General features: G+C 59.2%; 13 protein-coding genes. 6 read left to right on the top strand and 7 right to left on the bottom strand.

The genetic code is table 11. The features are described 5' to 3' along the window. Window positions 1–25: 25 nt before the first annotated feature. The 5 genes from hxsA to M2497_RS16430 all read right to left on the bottom strand — a co-directional run bounded on the left by hxsA (window position 26) and on the right by M2497_RS16430 (window position 4,910). Window positions 26–634, bottom strand: coding sequence for a His-Xaa-Ser repeat protein HxsA (gene hxsA, locus M2497_RS16450; RefSeq protein WP_069023878.1), 609 nt, complete (start codon window positions 632–634; stop codon window positions 26–28). Continuing rightward, a complete protein-coding gene (gene hxsC, locus M2497_RS16445) occupies window positions 631–1,866 on the bottom strand; it encodes a His-Xaa-Ser system radical SAM maturase HxsC (protein WP_248481643.1) in 1,236 nt (411 codons plus the stop codon). Before hxsC ends, hxsA begins: the two co-directional genes overlap by 4 nt. Further along, a complete protein-coding gene (hxsB, locus tag M2497_RS16440; protein WP_248481640.1) occupies window positions 1,866–3,353 on the bottom strand; it encodes a His-Xaa-Ser system radical SAM maturase HxsB in 1,488 nt (495 codons plus the stop codon). Before hxsB ends, hxsC begins: the two co-directional genes overlap by 1 nt. Then, on the bottom strand, window positions 3,350–3,649 hold the full coding sequence (hxsD, locus tag M2497_RS16435; protein WP_212802460.1) for a His-Xaa-Ser system protein HxsD: 300 nt from the start codon (window positions 3,647–3,649) through the stop codon (window positions 3,350–3,352). Before hxsD ends, hxsB begins: the two co-directional genes overlap by 4 nt. Window positions 3,650–3,995: 346 nt before the next feature. Continuing rightward, on the bottom strand, window positions 3,996–4,910 hold the full coding sequence (locus tag M2497_RS16430) for a LysR substrate-binding domain-containing protein (protein ID WP_003230110.1): 915 nt from the start codon (window positions 4,908–4,910) through the stop codon (window positions 3,996–3,998). Window positions 4,911–5,157: 247 nt separating this feature from the next. Between M2497_RS16430 and M2497_RS16425 the strand changes: the two genes are divergently transcribed. The 4 genes from M2497_RS16425 to pgm all read left to right on the top strand — a co-directional run bounded on the left by M2497_RS16425 (window position 5,158) and on the right by pgm (window position 11,462). Beyond that, entirely contained in the window at window positions 5,158–6,180 is a 1,023-nt protein-coding gene (locus tag M2497_RS16425; RefSeq protein ID WP_071495692.1) for a zinc-dependent alcohol dehydrogenase family protein, read from the top strand. A 704-nt stretch (window positions 6,181–6,884) separates the two neighbouring features. Continuing rightward, on the top strand, window positions 6,885–8,309 hold the full coding sequence (locus tag M2497_RS16420; protein WP_248481638.1) for a hypothetical protein: 1,425 nt from the start codon (window positions 6,885–6,887) through the stop codon (window positions 8,307–8,309). Then, window positions 8,306–9,712 (top strand): PLP-dependent aminotransferase family protein, encoded by a 1,407-nt coding sequence (locus tag M2497_RS16415; RefSeq protein WP_248481636.1) that lies wholly within the window; start codon window positions 8,306–8,308, stop codon window positions 9,710–9,712. Before M2497_RS16420 ends, M2497_RS16415 begins: the two co-directional genes overlap by 4 nt. A gap of 106 nt (window positions 9,713–9,818) precedes the next feature. After that, window positions 9,819–11,462, top strand: coding sequence for a phosphoglucomutase (alpha-D-glucose-1,6-bisphosphate-dependent) (pgm, locus tag M2497_RS16410; protein ID WP_248481633.1), 1,644 nt, complete (start codon window positions 9,819–9,821; stop codon window positions 11,460–11,462). A 114-nt stretch (window positions 11,463–11,576) separates the two neighbouring features. Here the strand turns inward: pgm and M2497_RS16405 are convergent, their stop codons facing one another. Then, on the bottom strand, window positions 11,577–12,272 hold the full coding sequence (locus M2497_RS16405) for a pirin family protein (protein ID WP_071495688.1): 696 nt from the start codon (window positions 12,270–12,272) through the stop codon (window positions 11,577–11,579). A 218-nt stretch (window positions 12,273–12,490) separates the two neighbouring features. Between M2497_RS16405 and M2497_RS16400 the strand changes: the two genes are divergently transcribed. Next, complete coding sequence (locus M2497_RS16400; protein WP_248481631.1) at window positions 12,491–14,938, top strand: UvrD-helicase domain-containing protein; 2,448 nt, start codon at window positions 12,491–12,493, stop codon at window positions 14,936–14,938. A 12-nt stretch (window positions 14,939–14,950) separates the two neighbouring features. Here M2497_RS16400 and M2497_RS16395 read toward each other — a convergent pair whose 3' ends face one another. Continuing rightward, a complete protein-coding gene (locus M2497_RS16395; RefSeq protein WP_058425948.1) occupies window positions 14,951–15,223 on the bottom strand; it encodes a DUF1652 domain-containing protein in 273 nt (90 codons plus the stop codon). A gap of 256 nt (window positions 15,224–15,479) precedes the next feature. Here M2497_RS16395 and M2497_RS16390 point away from each other — a divergent pair, with 256 nt between their 5' ends. Further along, window positions 15,480–16,289, top strand: a complete 810-nt coding sequence (locus tag M2497_RS16390) for a helix-turn-helix domain-containing protein (RefSeq protein ID WP_248481629.1) — start codon at window positions 15,480–15,482, stop codon at window positions 16,287–16,289. Window positions 16,290–16,312: the final 23 nt, after the last annotated feature.

The following is a 16,312-nucleotide window of genomic DNA, read 5'->3' as shown; positions in this document are numbered from 1 at the left end:
TAAGCGCAGCTTTAACCTGAAGCGACTATGGAATCTTGATACCTAAAGCATTCAACGATGGCGTATCCATCCGGCCATTCACGGTCAGCCCACTGTCCATCTGAAAGGCCATCAACGCACCACGTGTCGTCTTGCCCATCACTCCATCAATGGCGCCTTGGTAATACTGGCGCACCATCAGCGCGGTCTGCACACGGGTGACCAGGTTGCTTTTCTGCTCATTGGTCGCGCGGCTCTTAGAAGTGCTCGAACTTGTCCCGCTGGTAGTGCCAGACGACTGATAAAGGCTGTTGCTGCTTGGGGTGCTGCTCGAAGCACTCGGCGCGCTGTAGCTTCGGGTGCTGGTAGCGGGTGGGCTGTAGTAGCGAGGTGCGCTATAGCCACCCGAGCCGCTGTAGTGAGAACTGTGCGAGCTGTGGGAGCTATGTGAACTGTGCGAGCGATGTGCCGCATAGATGTTCACGGCGTCTGGAACATTCAGCGTATCGGCAAATACCGGTGGTTGCAGCTTGTCGGCAGGCTGCCAGTTCGCATCGGCGAGCGACATATTGCCCGCCTGTGCCAGGGTGGTACCTGCCATCGGCAGCAGGGTGATCCCACTGATCAGGACTTTCCAGCGGTCAAGCAATTTCACTGTGCACTCCTTGCGTAGGCGCTAAAGGCCTCGGTCGATAGGTGTCGTACGCCGCGGCTCTGCCAGCGGTCGGTGTGGGATTTGAAGAAGCCGGAGCAATGTTTGACGGCTGCGCATTGCTGGCAGCTATCGATGAACAGGTTCTTCCAGTCCGAGATGCTCTGCCGGGCGAAACGCGAGAGGTGGGCCGGGATCAGGCACAGGGGCAGGTTGTAGATCGAAACCGGCACTCCTCGGTTGAACAGGAAATACACGGCTTGGCTCAACGACTCCTGATAGTCCAGCGGGTCAATCCACAGATCTTCGTAGTTTTTCCTGGCCAGGCCGGTGCTTTCGATACCCATCAGCGCAACATGCCGCACGAAGGACAGGTTCCTGAAAACGTAGTGGGCGAGCTCTGGCAAGCGTGGCGCGGTCAGGCGATTGAGCACCACGCGTATCTCGATGATCTGGTTGGCGCGCGCCAGGTTGTAAAGACCTTGCAGGGTTTCGCTGAACGCGCCTGGAGCCTGCACCACATGGTCATGGTCCTCGGCATTGTCGGCATACAAGGGTATGCCCCAGCTCAACTGATGGTGGCCGATTGCAGAGAGCGCTGCGATCCAGCTCGGGTCTTGGAACAGACGCCCGTTGCTGAGTACATGAATGGATTTCTGTGGCAAAACGGCTTTGCACTTGGCCAGGATTTCCAGCAGGCCGTCGCGATAAAGCGTTGGTTCTCCACCGCTGATTCCCAGATTTTCTTCGCCCGGGTCCATCAGGTCGATCAGCCGGAGGTTCTCCTCGATGTGCCAGCGGTCATCGATATCTTTGGGCGGCTGCGAGCACATCAGGCAGAGGCTGTTGCAACGGTCGGTCATGAACAGCAGGTTGCTGTCTGAGCCTCGTCGATAGAGCACTCGCACCAACGCGTTGCCTGGTGTGATGGCAATGACATCGCCGGGCTGCACGACATCCGCATCTTTGGGGGTGTGCAGGTGTGGCCGCGCGCTATCGAAGTTGCCGATCAATGGCTCAGGGATCAGGAATCCACCCACTGGTAATGAGAGCAGATGCGGGCTCCGTAGCCGTTCTTCGTTCGGCAGCCAAAGCAACAGGTCACCGAGCTCAGCGCTTCCGGCACAAACAGCCAAGCCTTTTTCGATGAACTCATCCAGAGTGATGACCTTGAGCAGTTTCTGCTCATTAAGATGATGGATTTCGAAGTGGGTATCTTTGCGTAGCATCGCCATCAGCCCCTGTAACCCGGAAATCGAACATCGTTGTAAGAGCGCCTGTTCAACCACGACAGCAGCACCCTTTGGACGTTGTCGTCGCCATCGCAAAGCAGGCCGAAAAGATGCTTCAGCAGCCCCATGTTCTTTTTGCAGAAGCTGCTGAACACTCGGTGTCCGATCGGGTCAGCTTGGCGGGCATAGTGTTCGATAGGGTCGGCACCACAGTACGGGACAAGTGCGCAGTCGGAGCAGCCCGGCAGCGCCTCTGCTACACCACTGGCGAGCAACGCATTCATAACGGGCGATGCGAGTAATTCAGACAAGGGTTGGTGTACGGTGCCGAGCCTAAAGCCTTCTTCACCCATCTCCAGCAACATTCGGGCTTCGTCCGACGGATAGACGTAACCGTCATAGTTGTAAACCAGCGCCGCAGTGCCTGCGCCAGCAGGGGAGCGGAGGTCTACATAGCCGGAGGAGAAGGGTGTCAGGATATTCTTCAGCAACAGGCTCGTATAACTCTCTGAGAGGTATACGCCCTGTTGGTTGATATGCAGCAAATAGGCCAGTGCCTTCTTGTAGAAGGCCAGGTATCGCTCAATAGGGTAATCAAGTCGATGGGCACTCTTGGTGGCAAACCCATAAGGGCTCAGAGGCCGAAGCGAGATGCTGGAGAAGCGCTGGCTTACATACTCATCGATGATCGCTTCAGGCTGTTCGAGGCTTCTTGAAGTCAGCGTGGTCAACGCGGAAACTGCATCATGGCCAAGGCGCTCACGGACCCACTGGATGCCTTTTACAGTGCGCTCGTAGGAGTCTCGTGACGGGGTAGGGCGGTTGGCATTGTGCAAGGGCGCCGGCCCATCGAGCGAGGTCGAAAACTGGATGCGATATTCTTCTGCGAAGTCGAGTATTTCCTCCGTCAGATGGTGCAGTGTGGTGGTGATGACGAACTGGATATCCCGTTGTTCGACCACGTTCCGTTCGACGACCCATTCGACAATCTGGCGAACGCGCTCGAAGGCCAGAAGCGGCTCGCCACCCTGAAACTCCACAGTCAAGGCGGGAGCGTTCGATTCGAACAGACGATTGACCGCCGCCTGTGCATCCGCTTCCGACAGATCGTGGCCGGATCCTCCCAGAGGGGCCCGCGACACCTGGCAGTACTGGCAGGTGTGGTTGCAGCGCAATGTAACCACGAACAAGTGCAGAGCAGGGCCCTGGAAGAGGAAGTCCTTGCGGCTGCGATACTGCGCAGCCATTTCCGGGAACGGGTCGTGGCGGCCTGGTTCGTAGATGAAGTGGCGGGCCAGCAGGTCTTTGTAAAAAGGCGTACTTGCTTGAACGTCGAAGTAACTGAGGGCTCGTAATTGCGCGTCGTTCACGTGCATGTACTCACCGGTATCGGAGGTGAGCAGGATGTCACGGTCATGTCCCGTGTTCATGCGCATGAATCGAAAAGGCAGCAAGCGGTAGTGCTTGGCGTCTGTCGCAATCAGTGTCACTGCGAAACCCCACATCCAGCGAGAGCGGCTCGGGCCAGGACCTCGCGCAATCCTACTGTTTCGCGGTTGATATGGTCGCGTAGGGCGAAGTCGTTCAGATGCTGAAGGATCAGCGAGTGAGCCTGCTCCGGGGAAAGCGTAAGCCTTGCTTCAGCGGGGTGGGCCGTTAGGCTTATCTGATTGGTTTCAATACCGACCTGGATCGCGACAGTGTCTGACAGGGAATAAGCGGCGCGTTGCACCACGCTGAGCGGGTAGGCTGCGTTGTCGAGTTTCAGCATGACTGGCCATGTCATCGGAACCGCTCCTTCAAATCCGCTGGAAACGTGTGGATTTTGCAGGTTGCCGAGGCATTATGCCATCATAATTTTTTACATTTGCACGCGTTTGTCCAGCTTAGTGGGTGGTGCGCTCACTACGGCTTGGCCATTGATACGAGGTAGGGCCGAGGGTTCATATCCCCCTCAGTCCACCCATCGTCATCTATAACCTGCTTGGCCTCTGGCTGGGGGCATCCTTTTCAAACCATCCAAAGCATGCCCTCAGATGTGCCCCCAATGTGGCAATCCACTGGAAGTGAATGGAGCTCCATGGTTGGTGGAAAGGCAGAAATGATCAGCCGAACAGCCTGCCAGACGACTCCTAAAGACTCTCAGGGTCCCCAAAAAACATCTGAATCCGCGACCGCAACCACCGCTCCCCCGGATCATTATCCTGCGACCCACGCCACGCCATGTGCAGTTCAAACGAGCGCACCGGCAAGGGCGGATCCTCCGCCCGCAGCCCACCCGCAGATGTCAATGCCTCTGCCGCATAATCCGGCACGGTCGCCAGGATGTCAGTACCCGCCAACAACGTCCCCAGCCCGTTGAACTGCGGCACCGCCAACACCACGTGACGTTTGCGGTCGAGCTTCTCCAGTTCTTCGTCAATAAACCCACTCAGGTCGCCGGCAAACGACACCAGTGCGTGTGGCCGCGAACAGAAGTCGTCGAGGCTCAGGGAGCCTGGCACGCTGTCAGCGCGCAGCAGTTTGGGCAGGCTGCGGCGCAGTACTTTGCGTTTGGCGTTGGCCGGGAGGTCGGCGGTGTAGCTGACGCCGATGGAGATTTCGCCGGAGGCCAGCAAGCCGGGCATCAGGATGTAATTGACGCGACGCACCACCAGCACGATGCCGGGGGCTTCGGCGCGCAGGCGTTTGAGCAGTTGGGGCAGCAGGGCGAATTCGACGTCGTCGGACAGGCCGATGCGGAACACCGCTGTGCTGGTGGCCGGGTCGAACTCGGCGGCGCGGCTGACGGCGGTGGAGATCGAGTCCAGGGCCGGGGAGAGCAGGGCGAAGATTTCCACCGCCCGGGCCGACGGCTCCATGCTGCGACCGGTGCGCACGAACAGCGGGTCATCAAACAGCCCACGCAAGCGCGACAACGCCGCGCTGATGGCCGGCTGGCCGAGGAACAGTTTCTCGGCGGCGCGGGTCACGCTGCGCTCATGCATCAAGGTTTCGAATACGATCAAGAGGTTAAGGTCGACACGACGCAGGTCGTTACGGTTCATCTTGTGTCCTGGAAGAGTCAGCAAACTTGACGAGAGCAGCCATATAAGAAGAATGACCGGCATGAATCTTACGGGTAAAGGCTGTTACTCTGCACAGGAAAATTGAGTTTTCTTACAAGCTCTGAGGTCTATTCCTCAGTTGCGGAATCAATGACAGGCATGTCGACTATTAATGGCGACCGGTGGTCTTACCCGGAAAGCCCAGATAGAGTTCATGGCATTAGAGGTTACTTTGACGAGGTTTGCGATGTCCCGCACGATCCGTTTTCACAAGTTTGGTCCGGCCGAGGTGCTCAAATGCGAAGAGCATGCAGCCGCGCAGCCCGCACCGGGCGAAGTGCAGGTGCGTGTCGAAGCGATTGGCATCAGCTGGTATGACATTCTGTGGCGCCAGAACCTGGCGTCTTCCCACGCACGCTTGCCGTCCGGCCTTGGCCATGAGATGGCCGGGGTGGTGGTCGCCGTCGGCGATGGCGTGGACGATTTGGCCGTGGGTGACAAAGTCGCGAGTTTTCCGGCTGAGAGCCCCAATGATTACCCGGTGTATGGCGAGCAGATCGTCCTGCCCCGTTCGGCCTTGACCCGCTACCCGGATGTCTTGAGCCCGATCGAAGCCAGCGTTCACTACACGCCGCTGTTGATTGCGTATTTTGCTTATGTGGATCTGGCCCGGGTCAAGCCTGGGCAGTTTGCCCTGGTGACAGATGCCAGTCACTGTGCCGGCCCGTCCTTTGTGCAACTGGGCAAGGCCCTGGGTGTGCGGGTGATTGCCGCGACCAAAGACAGCGCGGAGCGCGAGTACCTGCTGTCCCTCGGTGCGGAAAAGGTCATCGTCACCGAAGAGCAGGACCTGCTCATGCAAATCAACAAATTCACCGACAACCGTGGTGTCGACGTGGTGTTCGATGGCTTGGGTGGCCCGCAGATGTCGTTGCTCGGCGATGTGCTGGCACCGCGTGGCAGCCTGGTGCTGTATGGCTTGCAAGGCGGTAACCAGACGCCATTCCCGGCGTGTGCGGCGTTCCAGAAGAACATTCAGTTCTTTGTGCACTGCATTGGTAACTTCACCGGCAAACCCGAACTGGGCATCATCCAGGATCAGGTGGCCCTGCAGCGCGCCTTGCGGGATATCAACCAATTGACCGCCGATCGCGTGTTGGTGCCGCTGAAAACCACGGTGTTTCCCTTCAGCCAGTTCGTGGAAGCGCACCGCTACATGGACGAATGCCCGTGCCGCGAACGCGTTGCGTTGCAGGTTGAAGCTGTTTAGGGCGTAGGAAGATTCTTAAACCAGCCTTCCTACCACCCGCCGCATGAGGCAAATGCGCCATTTGACAAGGCTGAACCTGCACAGCCCGCCAGGTACCCAGCTGGCGCTTTAGCCCATGAATCCGGCCTTTCTCTCCGACGCCGCCCTGGAATCCAGCGCGGCGTCTTTGTGTGCGCGTGATTAATGCAGGCGACGGTGGTTTATCTGCACTGGTTTTCGGTCAGGTTCTGTATCTATTAATCATTATTCCAGCACTGATAATTACGCCTTCACTTTCATCTCAAGGACTGAGCAATGATTGAATATCCGACACTGCAATCGCGAGTGCTCGAAGCAGAGACTGCTGCGCTTGTGCGGAATCAGGGAAGTAGATATATCCAGGACAATCCTCAATCCAATAAGTTGGAAAGTTTGTTGTTTTACTTGTCAGGCACGTCTTTGATTGACTGGTTAAAGGCGTGTAGGAAGTTGTCGGAACATTCCTAGGTTTTCAGCTCGGCCGCGCTTTGGCCTAGATAAATCGAGGTGTGAAGGGTTTCAAGGCTGGGCTGATACCCGGGGATGTCCGTGTCGTTTTGTTGCGCGCTGCTACTGTTTATTTAGCGCTTCACAAAGTGATACGGAACTTTCTATGCGTGTAATAGATCGAGCAAACACGCTCAGTAGTTGCTCGAAACTGACATTTCAACTCAGGTAGTAGAACGATGAGCACTATTCACGAACAGGCTATGAATTATGTTTACCAGCAAGTTTTGCAGCGTTTGATCGGGCACTTTAATCGTGCGGAGCGAACAGCGCTTCAGTTGTTGGTCCAGCGGATTGTCGTGGCCGCGGGTGGTATGGAGCAGGTGGGAGACTACAAGGTGTTGATGGCCCATGGTGGAGGCGAAGTCAGCAGCTGTACCTTGGCATTGCTGCGGGCTGCACAGCTGACCATCGCCGGGCGAGCGCCACGAACCTTCAAGTTGCGGGTGGCAACATTGCGCCATTCGGGCATGACCGACAGCAGGCTCGACAGCCTCAATCAGGGTTACGGGCGCTTGTTCCTTCACGATGACCCGAGGGTTGAACTACTGATGGTGGAGAACCAGGAAGTAATGCCCTTCAACCATCAACGCCCGGCCTCTGCCATGGGGCGAGAAACCAGCCAGCGCAACATGCTGATGATCGGCCACCTGAGCTCAGGTGATTGCCGTGCCACTTTGTGCAGCGACACGTATCTGGCACTCGGGGATTTCTACCAGCGCGTGACCACCTGGAATGGCGGGGTACATGCCCTGGTCAGTGGTGATTCCCCGCGCAAGCAAGGGCAGTTTCTGGCCTGGCTGAAGAAAACCGCCCAGAGCGCTGGCGTTCCGATCCCCAGCACCTGGCCGTTGTCGCTCACCGGGTTGTTTGCGCGCATGGACGAGTGGAGCACCAGCTACTACCGCGAGGTGTACGGTGAACATTATGTCGCCAGTGCCAACCCGAGCAAGGCGGGTCACCGTCACCTGGCTTACATCAGCATCGCCGACCTGCTGGAGGATGTGGATACGCAAATGTCGCCGATATTGACTGAATTCATGGCGTTTGCTCCCGATCCGCTTGGATTTCATTTCAGCCATCCTGGCTACTCCAATCCTCTGATGATGGCTCATCTGCGTGGCTTGCAGGCCCGCTGCCTGCGGGACCTTGACTACGAAGAGGGGGTTCAAGGCTTTATCCGCCAGGCCTCGCAGTTCCTGCGGCGCCAGCACCTGCCCGAGGAGTGGCTGGCGCAGATTGGCATCGGTGAGCACGGTGCGCTAACGAGTACCGCCGCGCAGCAGTTCTTTGGGCTGGATGAAACACAGTTGGTGTGCCTGCTGTTCTCGCCGTTTATCCACCATGGGGAGCGGCTGGAAGGCTATTTACGTCAATGCCACCCTGGCATGCTGGTGGCCTTGCCTGAGTTGCATAAGGTCCTGCAGGGCAAGCAATCGGCCGATATGTTGCAGCAGTGGGTCAGCGACACCAGTGGCCTGCCGATGCCCTTGTTGCAGCACCTCTATCGCAAGCGTCCGGTGCCCAGCGCGGTTGGTAAATCGCGCAGTGCAGGCGCCATGGCCCACGGCAACGCACCCGCTTGCCAATTGTCCGGGCGATGACACTGCGCGGCGAGCGACAAGCCGACTTCGCGTATCAGGCGGTCTACCGCTACATGATCAACCTGATCAACGAAGTCAGCACCGATACCCGTGTAAAGCTGCCATCGCTGCGGCAATTGGCGAGGCGCCTGAACGTATCGATCTCGACGATTCAATACGCCTACTCGCTGCTGGAGAAGGAGGGCAGGGTCTACTCGGTGGCCAAGTCGGGTTATTACGCCTGGCCGCTTTCAGCAAGTACGGTGGCAGGCGGTAGCGGCGATTTGCTTGACCGTCTTTACGCGGCGGCACGCAGCCCGTGCATGGCGGTGTTCAGCGGCGATGAGCCGGCGCTGCTGGCGTCGCTGGATGGGGCGCTGTTGCGCCTCGAACGGGAGCTGGTGCGCCAGTACCCGCGTCATCTGCAACCCTGGTCACAGCCGTGTGGCGTATGGGAGCTGCGTGCGGCACTGGCCGCGCGGTACACCTCGTCGCCCACGCGTTGCTGGCACGCCGACGACATCTACATCGGGGCCGACCTGCGCGGGGTGCTGGATATCCTGATTGAGGTGCTGGGCCTGCGGGGGACCACGGTGATCGTTGAATCCCCCTGCGACTGGCTGATTTTGCGCCTGTTCCAGGATTGCGCGGTGCGCATCATCGAGTTGCCCTGGACCCCGGAAGGGCGCCTGGACCTGACGACTCTTGACCAACTGTTGCGCGATGAGCCGGTGCACCTGGTATTGCTGTCGTCGAAGGTCAGCCTGCCATCAGGCAATGCCCTGCCTGCCCACGACCGCCTCAGCCTGGCACAGATGCTGGACCGGTACGGTTGCTGGCTGCTGGAAAACGACACTTTTGGCGAGCTGGGTTTCAAGGAGCCCCAGGCGGCGCTGCGTGAATGGGTGAACCCGGAGCGCCTGATGGTGTTTTCCTCGTTCGAGAAAATACTGGGGGCGGAAGCGCCCTACGGCTATCTGTTGTCACGGCGCATGAGCAGTGAACTGCAGCGCCAGTTTTTGCTGCGCTCGTTCCGCTTATCATCGATCCGCCAGCGCGCCATCGCCCGCCTTTATCAGAGCGGGCGAATAGACCCGCACTTGCGGGCGTTACGCCAACTACTGCAGGCGCAAGCGGCTGAAATGAGCGGGCGCCTCGAGCAGCATCTGGGGCAGCAGGTGAGTTATCGGATGCCGGCTGCCGGGGCGGCGTTCTGGCTGGGCTCCACCCAGGCCGTCGACATGCGCCAGGTCTTCAAGCGCCTGCTTGCCCAGCAGGTCGTGATTGCACCGGGCGAGCTGTTCAGTGTCAGCGGCCTGCATCATCAGCACTTGCGCGTGAGCCATACCTTTCATGGGCAGCCCAACCTGGAGATCGCCTTGGCGGCCATAAGCGAGGCCTTGCGTCAGGCTCAAACGGGATGACCGCGTGAAGTTTCTCTTACTGTTGTAGGATCGATACCGTCGCGCAGCAGTCCAACTCTCAGTAAACTGCCATTTTTTTCCGAATCCTTCTTTCCGAGGTTTATGCATGACAATCAGTCCTTTTGCGGGCAAGCCGGCGCCAGCCCAGTTGCTGGTGGATATCCCGCGACTGGTTACGGCCTATTACACTGGCCAGCCTGATGCAGCAATCTCCACTCAGCGCGTGGCGTTCGGGACGTCCGGGCACCGTGGCAGCTCGTTCGAACTGAGCTTCAACGAGTGGCATGTGCTCGCCATTAGCCAGGCGATCTGCCTGTATCGCGAAGCCCAGGGCATCAACGGCCCGCTGTTTGTCGGCCTGGACACCCATGCGTTGTCGACACCTGCCGGTGCCAGCGCCCTGGAAGTGCTGGCTGCCAACGGCGTGCACGTGATGCTCGCCGAAGGCGATGAATACACGCCGACCCCGTCCATCTCCCACGCCATCATCTGCTACAACCGTGGTCGCACCAGCGGCCTGGCTGACGGCATCGTCATCACGCCATCGCACAACCCGCCGCAGAGTGGCGGCTACAAGTACAACCCGCCCAATGGCGGCCCGGCCGACACCCACGTGACCAAGTGGATCGAAGCCAAGGCCAACGAGCTGCTCGCCAACAAACTGGCCGGGGTCAAGCGCATCACTCACGCGCAGGCGCTCAAGGCCGACACTACCCATCGCCACGATTACCTCAACAGCTACGTGGCCGACCTGGTCAACGTGATCGACATGGACGCTATCCGCAGCGCCGACCTGCGCCTGGGCGTTGACCCGCTGGGCGGAGCAGGGGTGCGCTACTGGTCGGCGATTGCCGAGCACTACCGCTTGAACCTGGACGTAGTGAACACCGAAGTCGACGCGACTTTCCGCTTCATGAGCGTCGACTGGGACGGCCAGATCCGCATGGACCCGTCCTCCAGCTACGCCATGCAAGGCCTGATCGGCCTCAAGGAACGGTTCGACGTGGCCTTCGCCTGCGACCCGGACCATGACCGTCACGGTATCGTGACGCCGTCCGGCGGCCTGCTGGCGCCGAACAACTACCTGGCCGTGTCCATCGACTACCTGTTCCAGAACCGTCCGGACTGGCGCGCAGACGCGGCGGTGGGCAAGACCGTGGTCAGCAGCGGCTTGATCGACCGCGTGGCGGCCCGCATCGGCCGTCGCCTGTACGAAGTGCCGGTCGGCTTCAAGTGGTTTGCCGATGGCCTGTTCGAAGGCTCGCTGGGTTTTGGCGGCGAAGAAAGCGCCGGTGCCTCGTTCCTGCGCAAGGACGGCACGGTCTGGAGTACTGACAAGGACGGCCTGATCCCGGCGTTGCTGGCAGCGGAAATGACCTCGCGCAAAGGCCAGGACCCGAGCCAGATCTACCGTGGCCTGACCGACGCCCTGGGTGAGCCGTTTGCGATTCGCGTGGACGCCAAGGCCACGCCGGCGCAGAAAGCCTTGCTGGGCAAGCTGTCGCCCGATCAGGTGACCTCGACCGAGCTGGCCGGCGAACGCATCCAGCAGATCCTCAGCCACGCGCCGGGCAATAACCAGGCGATCGGCGGCTTGAAAGTGATGACCGAAAACGGCTGGTTTGCCGCGCGGCCATCGGGCACCGAGGATATCTACAAGATCTACGCCGAGAGCTTTATCGGTGACGATCACCTCAAGCAGTTGGTGGAAGAGGCGCAGGTGTTGGTGGACGGCGCCATCTCCGACTAACGCTGCAATATCAATGTGGGAGGGGGCTTGCCCCCGATAGCGGTGTGTCAGTTTGCATCTCTTTTTCTGAAACACAGCCATCGGGGGCAAGCCCCCTCCCACAGTTGATTGAGGTCAGGCCAGGTCTACCAGGACGATTTCGCTGTCCTCGATCGCGGTTACCCGCAAAACCTGTTCATTCTCTACCGCAACACCGTCTCGCGCTTGTGCACGCAAGCCATTGACTTCAATCACGCCCGTCGCCGGCACTAGATACGCACGACGCCCACCGTCCAGCCGGTACTCGACAGTTTCCCCGGCTTTCAGGTTCGCTGCCACCAGTCGCGCATCCGCACGAATACGCAGGCTTTCATTGTCCCCGGCCTTGCCACTGGCCAGTGTCACAAACCCCTCGCGGTCGCCTTTCGGGAACGGCTTGGCGCCCCACGAAGGCGGCAAACCGGCTTCATTCGGAATAATCCAGATCTGGAAAATCTTCGTCGGCGCATCTTCCAGGTTGTACTCGCTGTGAGCGATCCCGGTGCCCGCGCTCATCACTTGCACATCACCGGCCTCGGTGCGGCCCTTGTTGCCAAGGTTGTCGGCATGGCTGATCGCACCTTCACGCACATAAGTGATGATCTCCATGTCGCGGTGTGGGTGCTGCGGGAAGCCAGTGCCGGGCGCGATGATGTCGTCGTTCCACACCCGCAGGTTGCCCCAGTGCATACGCTTGGGGTCGTGGTACTCGGCGAATGAAAAGTGGTGATGGGCGTCAAGCCAGCCATGGTGGGCGCCGCCCAGGGAATTGAATGGTCGAAGTTCAAGCATGATCGTCTCCTGTGGATGGGCCTATGATCCTGCAGCCCATGATCGATAAAAAGCGTAAAAAATGCCTGATTCCTATCGATTTAATGGATTGGTTAGTGGCGTTTTGACTTTCAGTTCATCGCCTAACTGCATGACTGCAAAGCAATTGGCTGGAACTGAACGTCGATTCCGGCGACCATGGCGCACTTGTCACAACCCAGCTCAACGCAGGAGTCCGCGTGTCGCAACAAAAGCCTGATCTTCCTCCCGAACTGCGCCCCTTGGCTGAAATGCCGCTATTGAAACGCTTGGCCGCGCGCCTGTTTGGCCATGGCCTGACCCGCTTGCGCGCCCAGCATCGGTTTTCCTGGTTGCACGGGCAGGCCGACGGTTTTCGCAGTGGGCACGAGGCCGGCGTGGAATACGGTTATCGCGAAGGCAAGGCCGATGGCATCGAGGAAGGCCGGCAGGTCCTGCTGATTCGTGACTTCCGCCCCGATGAGCACCGAGCGCCGGGTGTGGACGACAGCCTGTTCGATGATTGGCGCCTGCCGCTCACTGCCGAGTTGAAGAAGCGCATCAAGGCGGATGTCGCGCGATTGCTACCGGCCCATGCCCAGCCCAGCGCGGCACAGTGGAAGATGATTTTCAGCGACACGCCTTCAACCTCGGTGATTGCCGGGGCTGGCGCGGGTAAATCCACCTCGCTGGTGCTGCGTATCCTGTTGCTGACCCATTACCTGGGCTTTGAGCTGAGCTCCATGACCGTGGTGACCTTTACCCGAGAGTCGCGCAAAGACTTCATCAACAAGCTCATGGAAATTCTCAACCTGTGGGGCCAACCCCTTGGTATGAAAGAAGCGCAGGCCGTGGTGCGTACCTTTCATTCGCGCATTCTGCCGATGGTGCGCAGCCTGCCGGGCTTTGAACGCCTGCAAGCGTTCGAAAACCTCAACTCGGGCTTCGAAGACGCCGACAGCAACCCCTTTGACCTGCGCATCAACGATGCCCAGCGCCAGCAAATGAATGCCTGTTATCACCACCTGCATGGGCGGCACCCACGCTTTCGCGAGTTGATTGCGCCGCTGGCACGCCATGGCCTGCAGCTCAAGGAACTGGAGCGTGATCATCCTGACGTGCAAAAGCGCGTAGCGGTGACCGAACTGGCAGCCAAGCGTGATGAAGAGCTGTGTGATGTAATCGAGGACCTGTGGTTTCGCGCCGGTGCCTGGCCGATCAAGGGCATCGAGCCCAATCGCCAGACCGTGGAGATCAATGGCGCGCAATTTCACTGCCATGGCTATATCCCCGAACTGGACGCCTGGGTCGTACTGGGCTTCGACTCGCGGGAAAATGCCCAGCTCAGCCGGCCCAACGCGAAACTGCCAGTGCGCGCAGAATGGGCGGTAAAACGCACTTTGTTTCAAGCTTTCTGTCGTAAGCCATTGATATGGATAGATAGTTATGAATCCTCAAGGCGTCTGTTGAGTAGCTTGGCAGGGGATGCCACTGCTGGGCCAGGCTTCGATTACAAGGTCAAAGGCGAGCTGGCTTCGGCGCCGTTGCTGGACAGTTTCGTGATGGCGGCCGGGTTTATCGAGAACCTTGGGCTGGATGTACCCACCGCGGTTGGGCAGATGAGCTTTGCCAAGGATGACCCGGACCGCTTCTTCTTCGAAGCCCTGAGCATTTTCTGGAAGGCCCTGGAAGATCACCTGCTGGACCAGTCGCCGCCGATCATGACCTACAACCGCATGTTCTCGCTGTTCGGCGAGAACACCCCGGAAAACCTCAAGCTGCTCAGCGACCCGCTGTTACGGCCGCTGTCGCACCTGATGATCGACGAGTTCCAGGACGTTTCGCCACAGATCGTCTCGTGGATCCGTGCCAGCCTGCGCGAGATCCGCAGCCGTGGCCCGGCCATGCACGTCGGGCGCGGCGCCCAGCATTCATCACTGTTGTGTGTGGGGGATGACTGGCAGTCGATCTACGGCTGGCGTGGGAGTTCGTCCAAGTACTTCATGGAATTCAACACGGAGTTCCCATCGCCTGCCACCACCCGAGTGATGCTGGGCGAGAACTATCGCAGTCACCAGTACATCATCGACGCGGCCGAGCATATCGTGCGCGCCGCACCCGCCATCCCCGGCAAGAAGGCCAAGGCCAGCGGGGCGCCCAAGGCTTTGGTGCCGGTCATGGTGCTGGAACGGGACGATGCGGCATTGGGACGGCAATTGCTGGAGCATTACCAGCGCGGCGAATCCGTGCTAATGCTCTATCGAAAAAGTAGCGATAAATTACTGATTCAAGAGCATATTCAGTCAATAGTTAATGTGGATTCTAGCTTGCCGCCTCCGGCGCGCAGGCTGAAACAATTGACCTACCACAGCGCCAAGGGGCTGCAGGCCGATGCGGTATTCCTGCTTGGGGATTGCCAGCATGTCACCCGTTCGCCGTATAAAAACCAGGTGTACCGCATGGCGGGCCTGGGTAAGGACGGGGACAGCGAGCCGTACGACAACGCGCAGAAGGACGAGATCTTGCGCCTGGCGTATGTGGGCATCACCCGGGCGGTGAGTCATTGCTACTGGTACGTGGAAAAGCCCGAAGGCCAGGCAGTGAATGTGCCCAAGGCGTCGGAGCGGGTAGATGGCAGGAAAGCGTTTTTTGATGATCAGCGCTTTTAGGCGCTGATCACTTCAGGCCCGCAGGGACTGCGGCGGCACAAACGACTCCAACTCGTCCTCCACCGCCTCGATGATCCGCTCCACATCGGCGGCATTCATCACCGTGGCACAGGGGATGCCGGCAATGGCAATCAACGTCTCGCCGCTGGCGCGGTCGAACAGGCGGGCGATCATACTGCCGGGCGCGTCCATGCTGCCCTCGAAGCCCATCGGATGAAAATGCCAACGCATCAGCTGGCAGGCGTTGGGGAACGTCACTTTATTCATGTTGCCCACCTTGTTCATTGAGCGCTTCCTTTAGCTCGCGGCAGGGGGCCAGACCTTCACTGGTCGTGGCGGTGTAGAGCTTAAAAATAGCATTCGTTCGTCACCGCAAGGTGACTTTTTCGGCCCCGTTCGGCGGTTGTTTTCCATAAGGTTGATGTGGGTCATGTCCTACTTGGGATTGGGCAAAAGGCCATTAGTCGGAAGCGTCAATTGGCCATTGAAGCGCCCGGGAAATTTCGGCAATCTCCAGGGTTTACCCGCCGCAGAGCCGTCCATGCCCGACATCGCTGCAGACGATGATTGCCAGCAATCCCACGCCACGCGAGAGTTGGTGTTACGCCATCACCTCTGCTGGCGCCACCGGGACCTGGAAGGCGTGATGTCCTACTACCACCCGGACATCCAATACCACGACTTTTTCCAGAACCGAGTCGTCGGTTTCGCCGACTTGCGCGATTACCTGCAAGCCAGCATGCCCCGTGAGGCTGACGAAGCAATCGAGCACAGCGACCGTATCCGTGCCGACGGCGATACCGCGTTCATCCAGTACCGCATCACCTTGCGGGGCAGCCAGGGCCTGGTGTCATTCCGCACCAGCGAAGCCATTACGGTGCGCGACGGGTTGATCTGGCGGGTCAACGAATACGCGTCCCTGGTGCACGAGCAGCCGGCCCAGGCCGCACGGCCCTCTGTCAGCCGCCTGGGCCTGTCGCCCCAGCAATTGGGGCATATGGCCAATGACCTGCAACAGTATTTCGAACGCAAGCAACCTTACCTGGACCCGGAGCTGGACCTGCAACGGGTGGCCAAGGAGTGCGGCTACAGCCGCAATCAAATTTCCTACCTGCTGAACCAGGTGCTGGGGCAAAGCTTCTACCGCTACGTCAACCAGGCAAGGCTCCAGCATTTACTGGCCGCGCTGGATCAGGCCGTACCGCCGATCAAGGTCGATGACCTGGCGTTTGCCGCCGGTTTCAATTCGCTGTCGGCGTTCTACAGCGCGTTCCGCCAGCATACGGGCCAGTCGCCCAAGGCCTACGTCAAACAAATTTCTCTGCGTGCACGCGCGCAAGACAGCCCATAACACGGCGCTCTAGGATCAACCCT

The organism is Pseudomonas sp. CYM-20-01 (assembly GCF_023169845.1).
Lineage (GTDB): Bacteria > Pseudomonadota > Gammaproteobacteria > Pseudomonadales > Pseudomonadaceae > Aquipseudomonas > Aquipseudomonas azotoformans.
The sequence above is the reverse complement of the archived record's forward strand: the minus strand, read 5'-3'. Positions and strand labels throughout refer to the sequence as shown.

Coding starts and splice junctions, on each gene's coding strand:
- hxsC (WP_248481643.1), bottom strand. CDS start 1,866: ATGGCGATGCTACGCAAAGATACCCACTTCGAAATCCATCATCTTAAT.
- hxsD (WP_212802460.1), bottom strand. CDS start 3,649: ATGACATGGCCAGTCATGCTGAAACTCGACAACGCAGCCTACCCGCTC.
- M2497_RS16430 (WP_003230110.1), bottom strand. CDS start 4,910: ATGAACCGTAACGACCTGCGTCGTGTCGACCTTAACCTCTTGATCGTA.
- M2497_RS16425 (WP_071495692.1), top strand. CDS start 5,158: ATGTCCCGCACGATCCGTTTTCACAAGTTTGGTCCGGCCGAGGTGCTC.
- M2497_RS16420 (WP_248481638.1), top strand. CDS start 6,885: ATGAGCACTATTCACGAACAGGCTATGAATTATGTTTACCAGCAAGTT.
- M2497_RS16415 (WP_248481636.1), top strand. CDS start 8,306: ATGACACTGCGCGGCGAGCGACAAGCCGACTTCGCGTATCAGGCGGTC.
- pgm (WP_248481633.1), top strand. CDS start 9,819: ATGACAATCAGTCCTTTTGCGGGCAAGCCGGCGCCAGCCCAGTTGCTG.
- M2497_RS16405 (WP_071495688.1), bottom strand. CDS start 12,272: ATGCTTGAACTTCGACCATTCAATTCCCTGGGCGGCGCCCACCATGGC.
- M2497_RS16395 (WP_058425948.1), bottom strand. CDS start 15,223: ATGAACAAGGTGGGCAACATGAATAAAGTGACGTTCCCCAACGCCTGC.
- M2497_RS16390 (WP_248481629.1), top strand. CDS start 15,480: ATGCCCGACATCGCTGCAGACGATGATTGCCAGCAATCCCACGCCACG.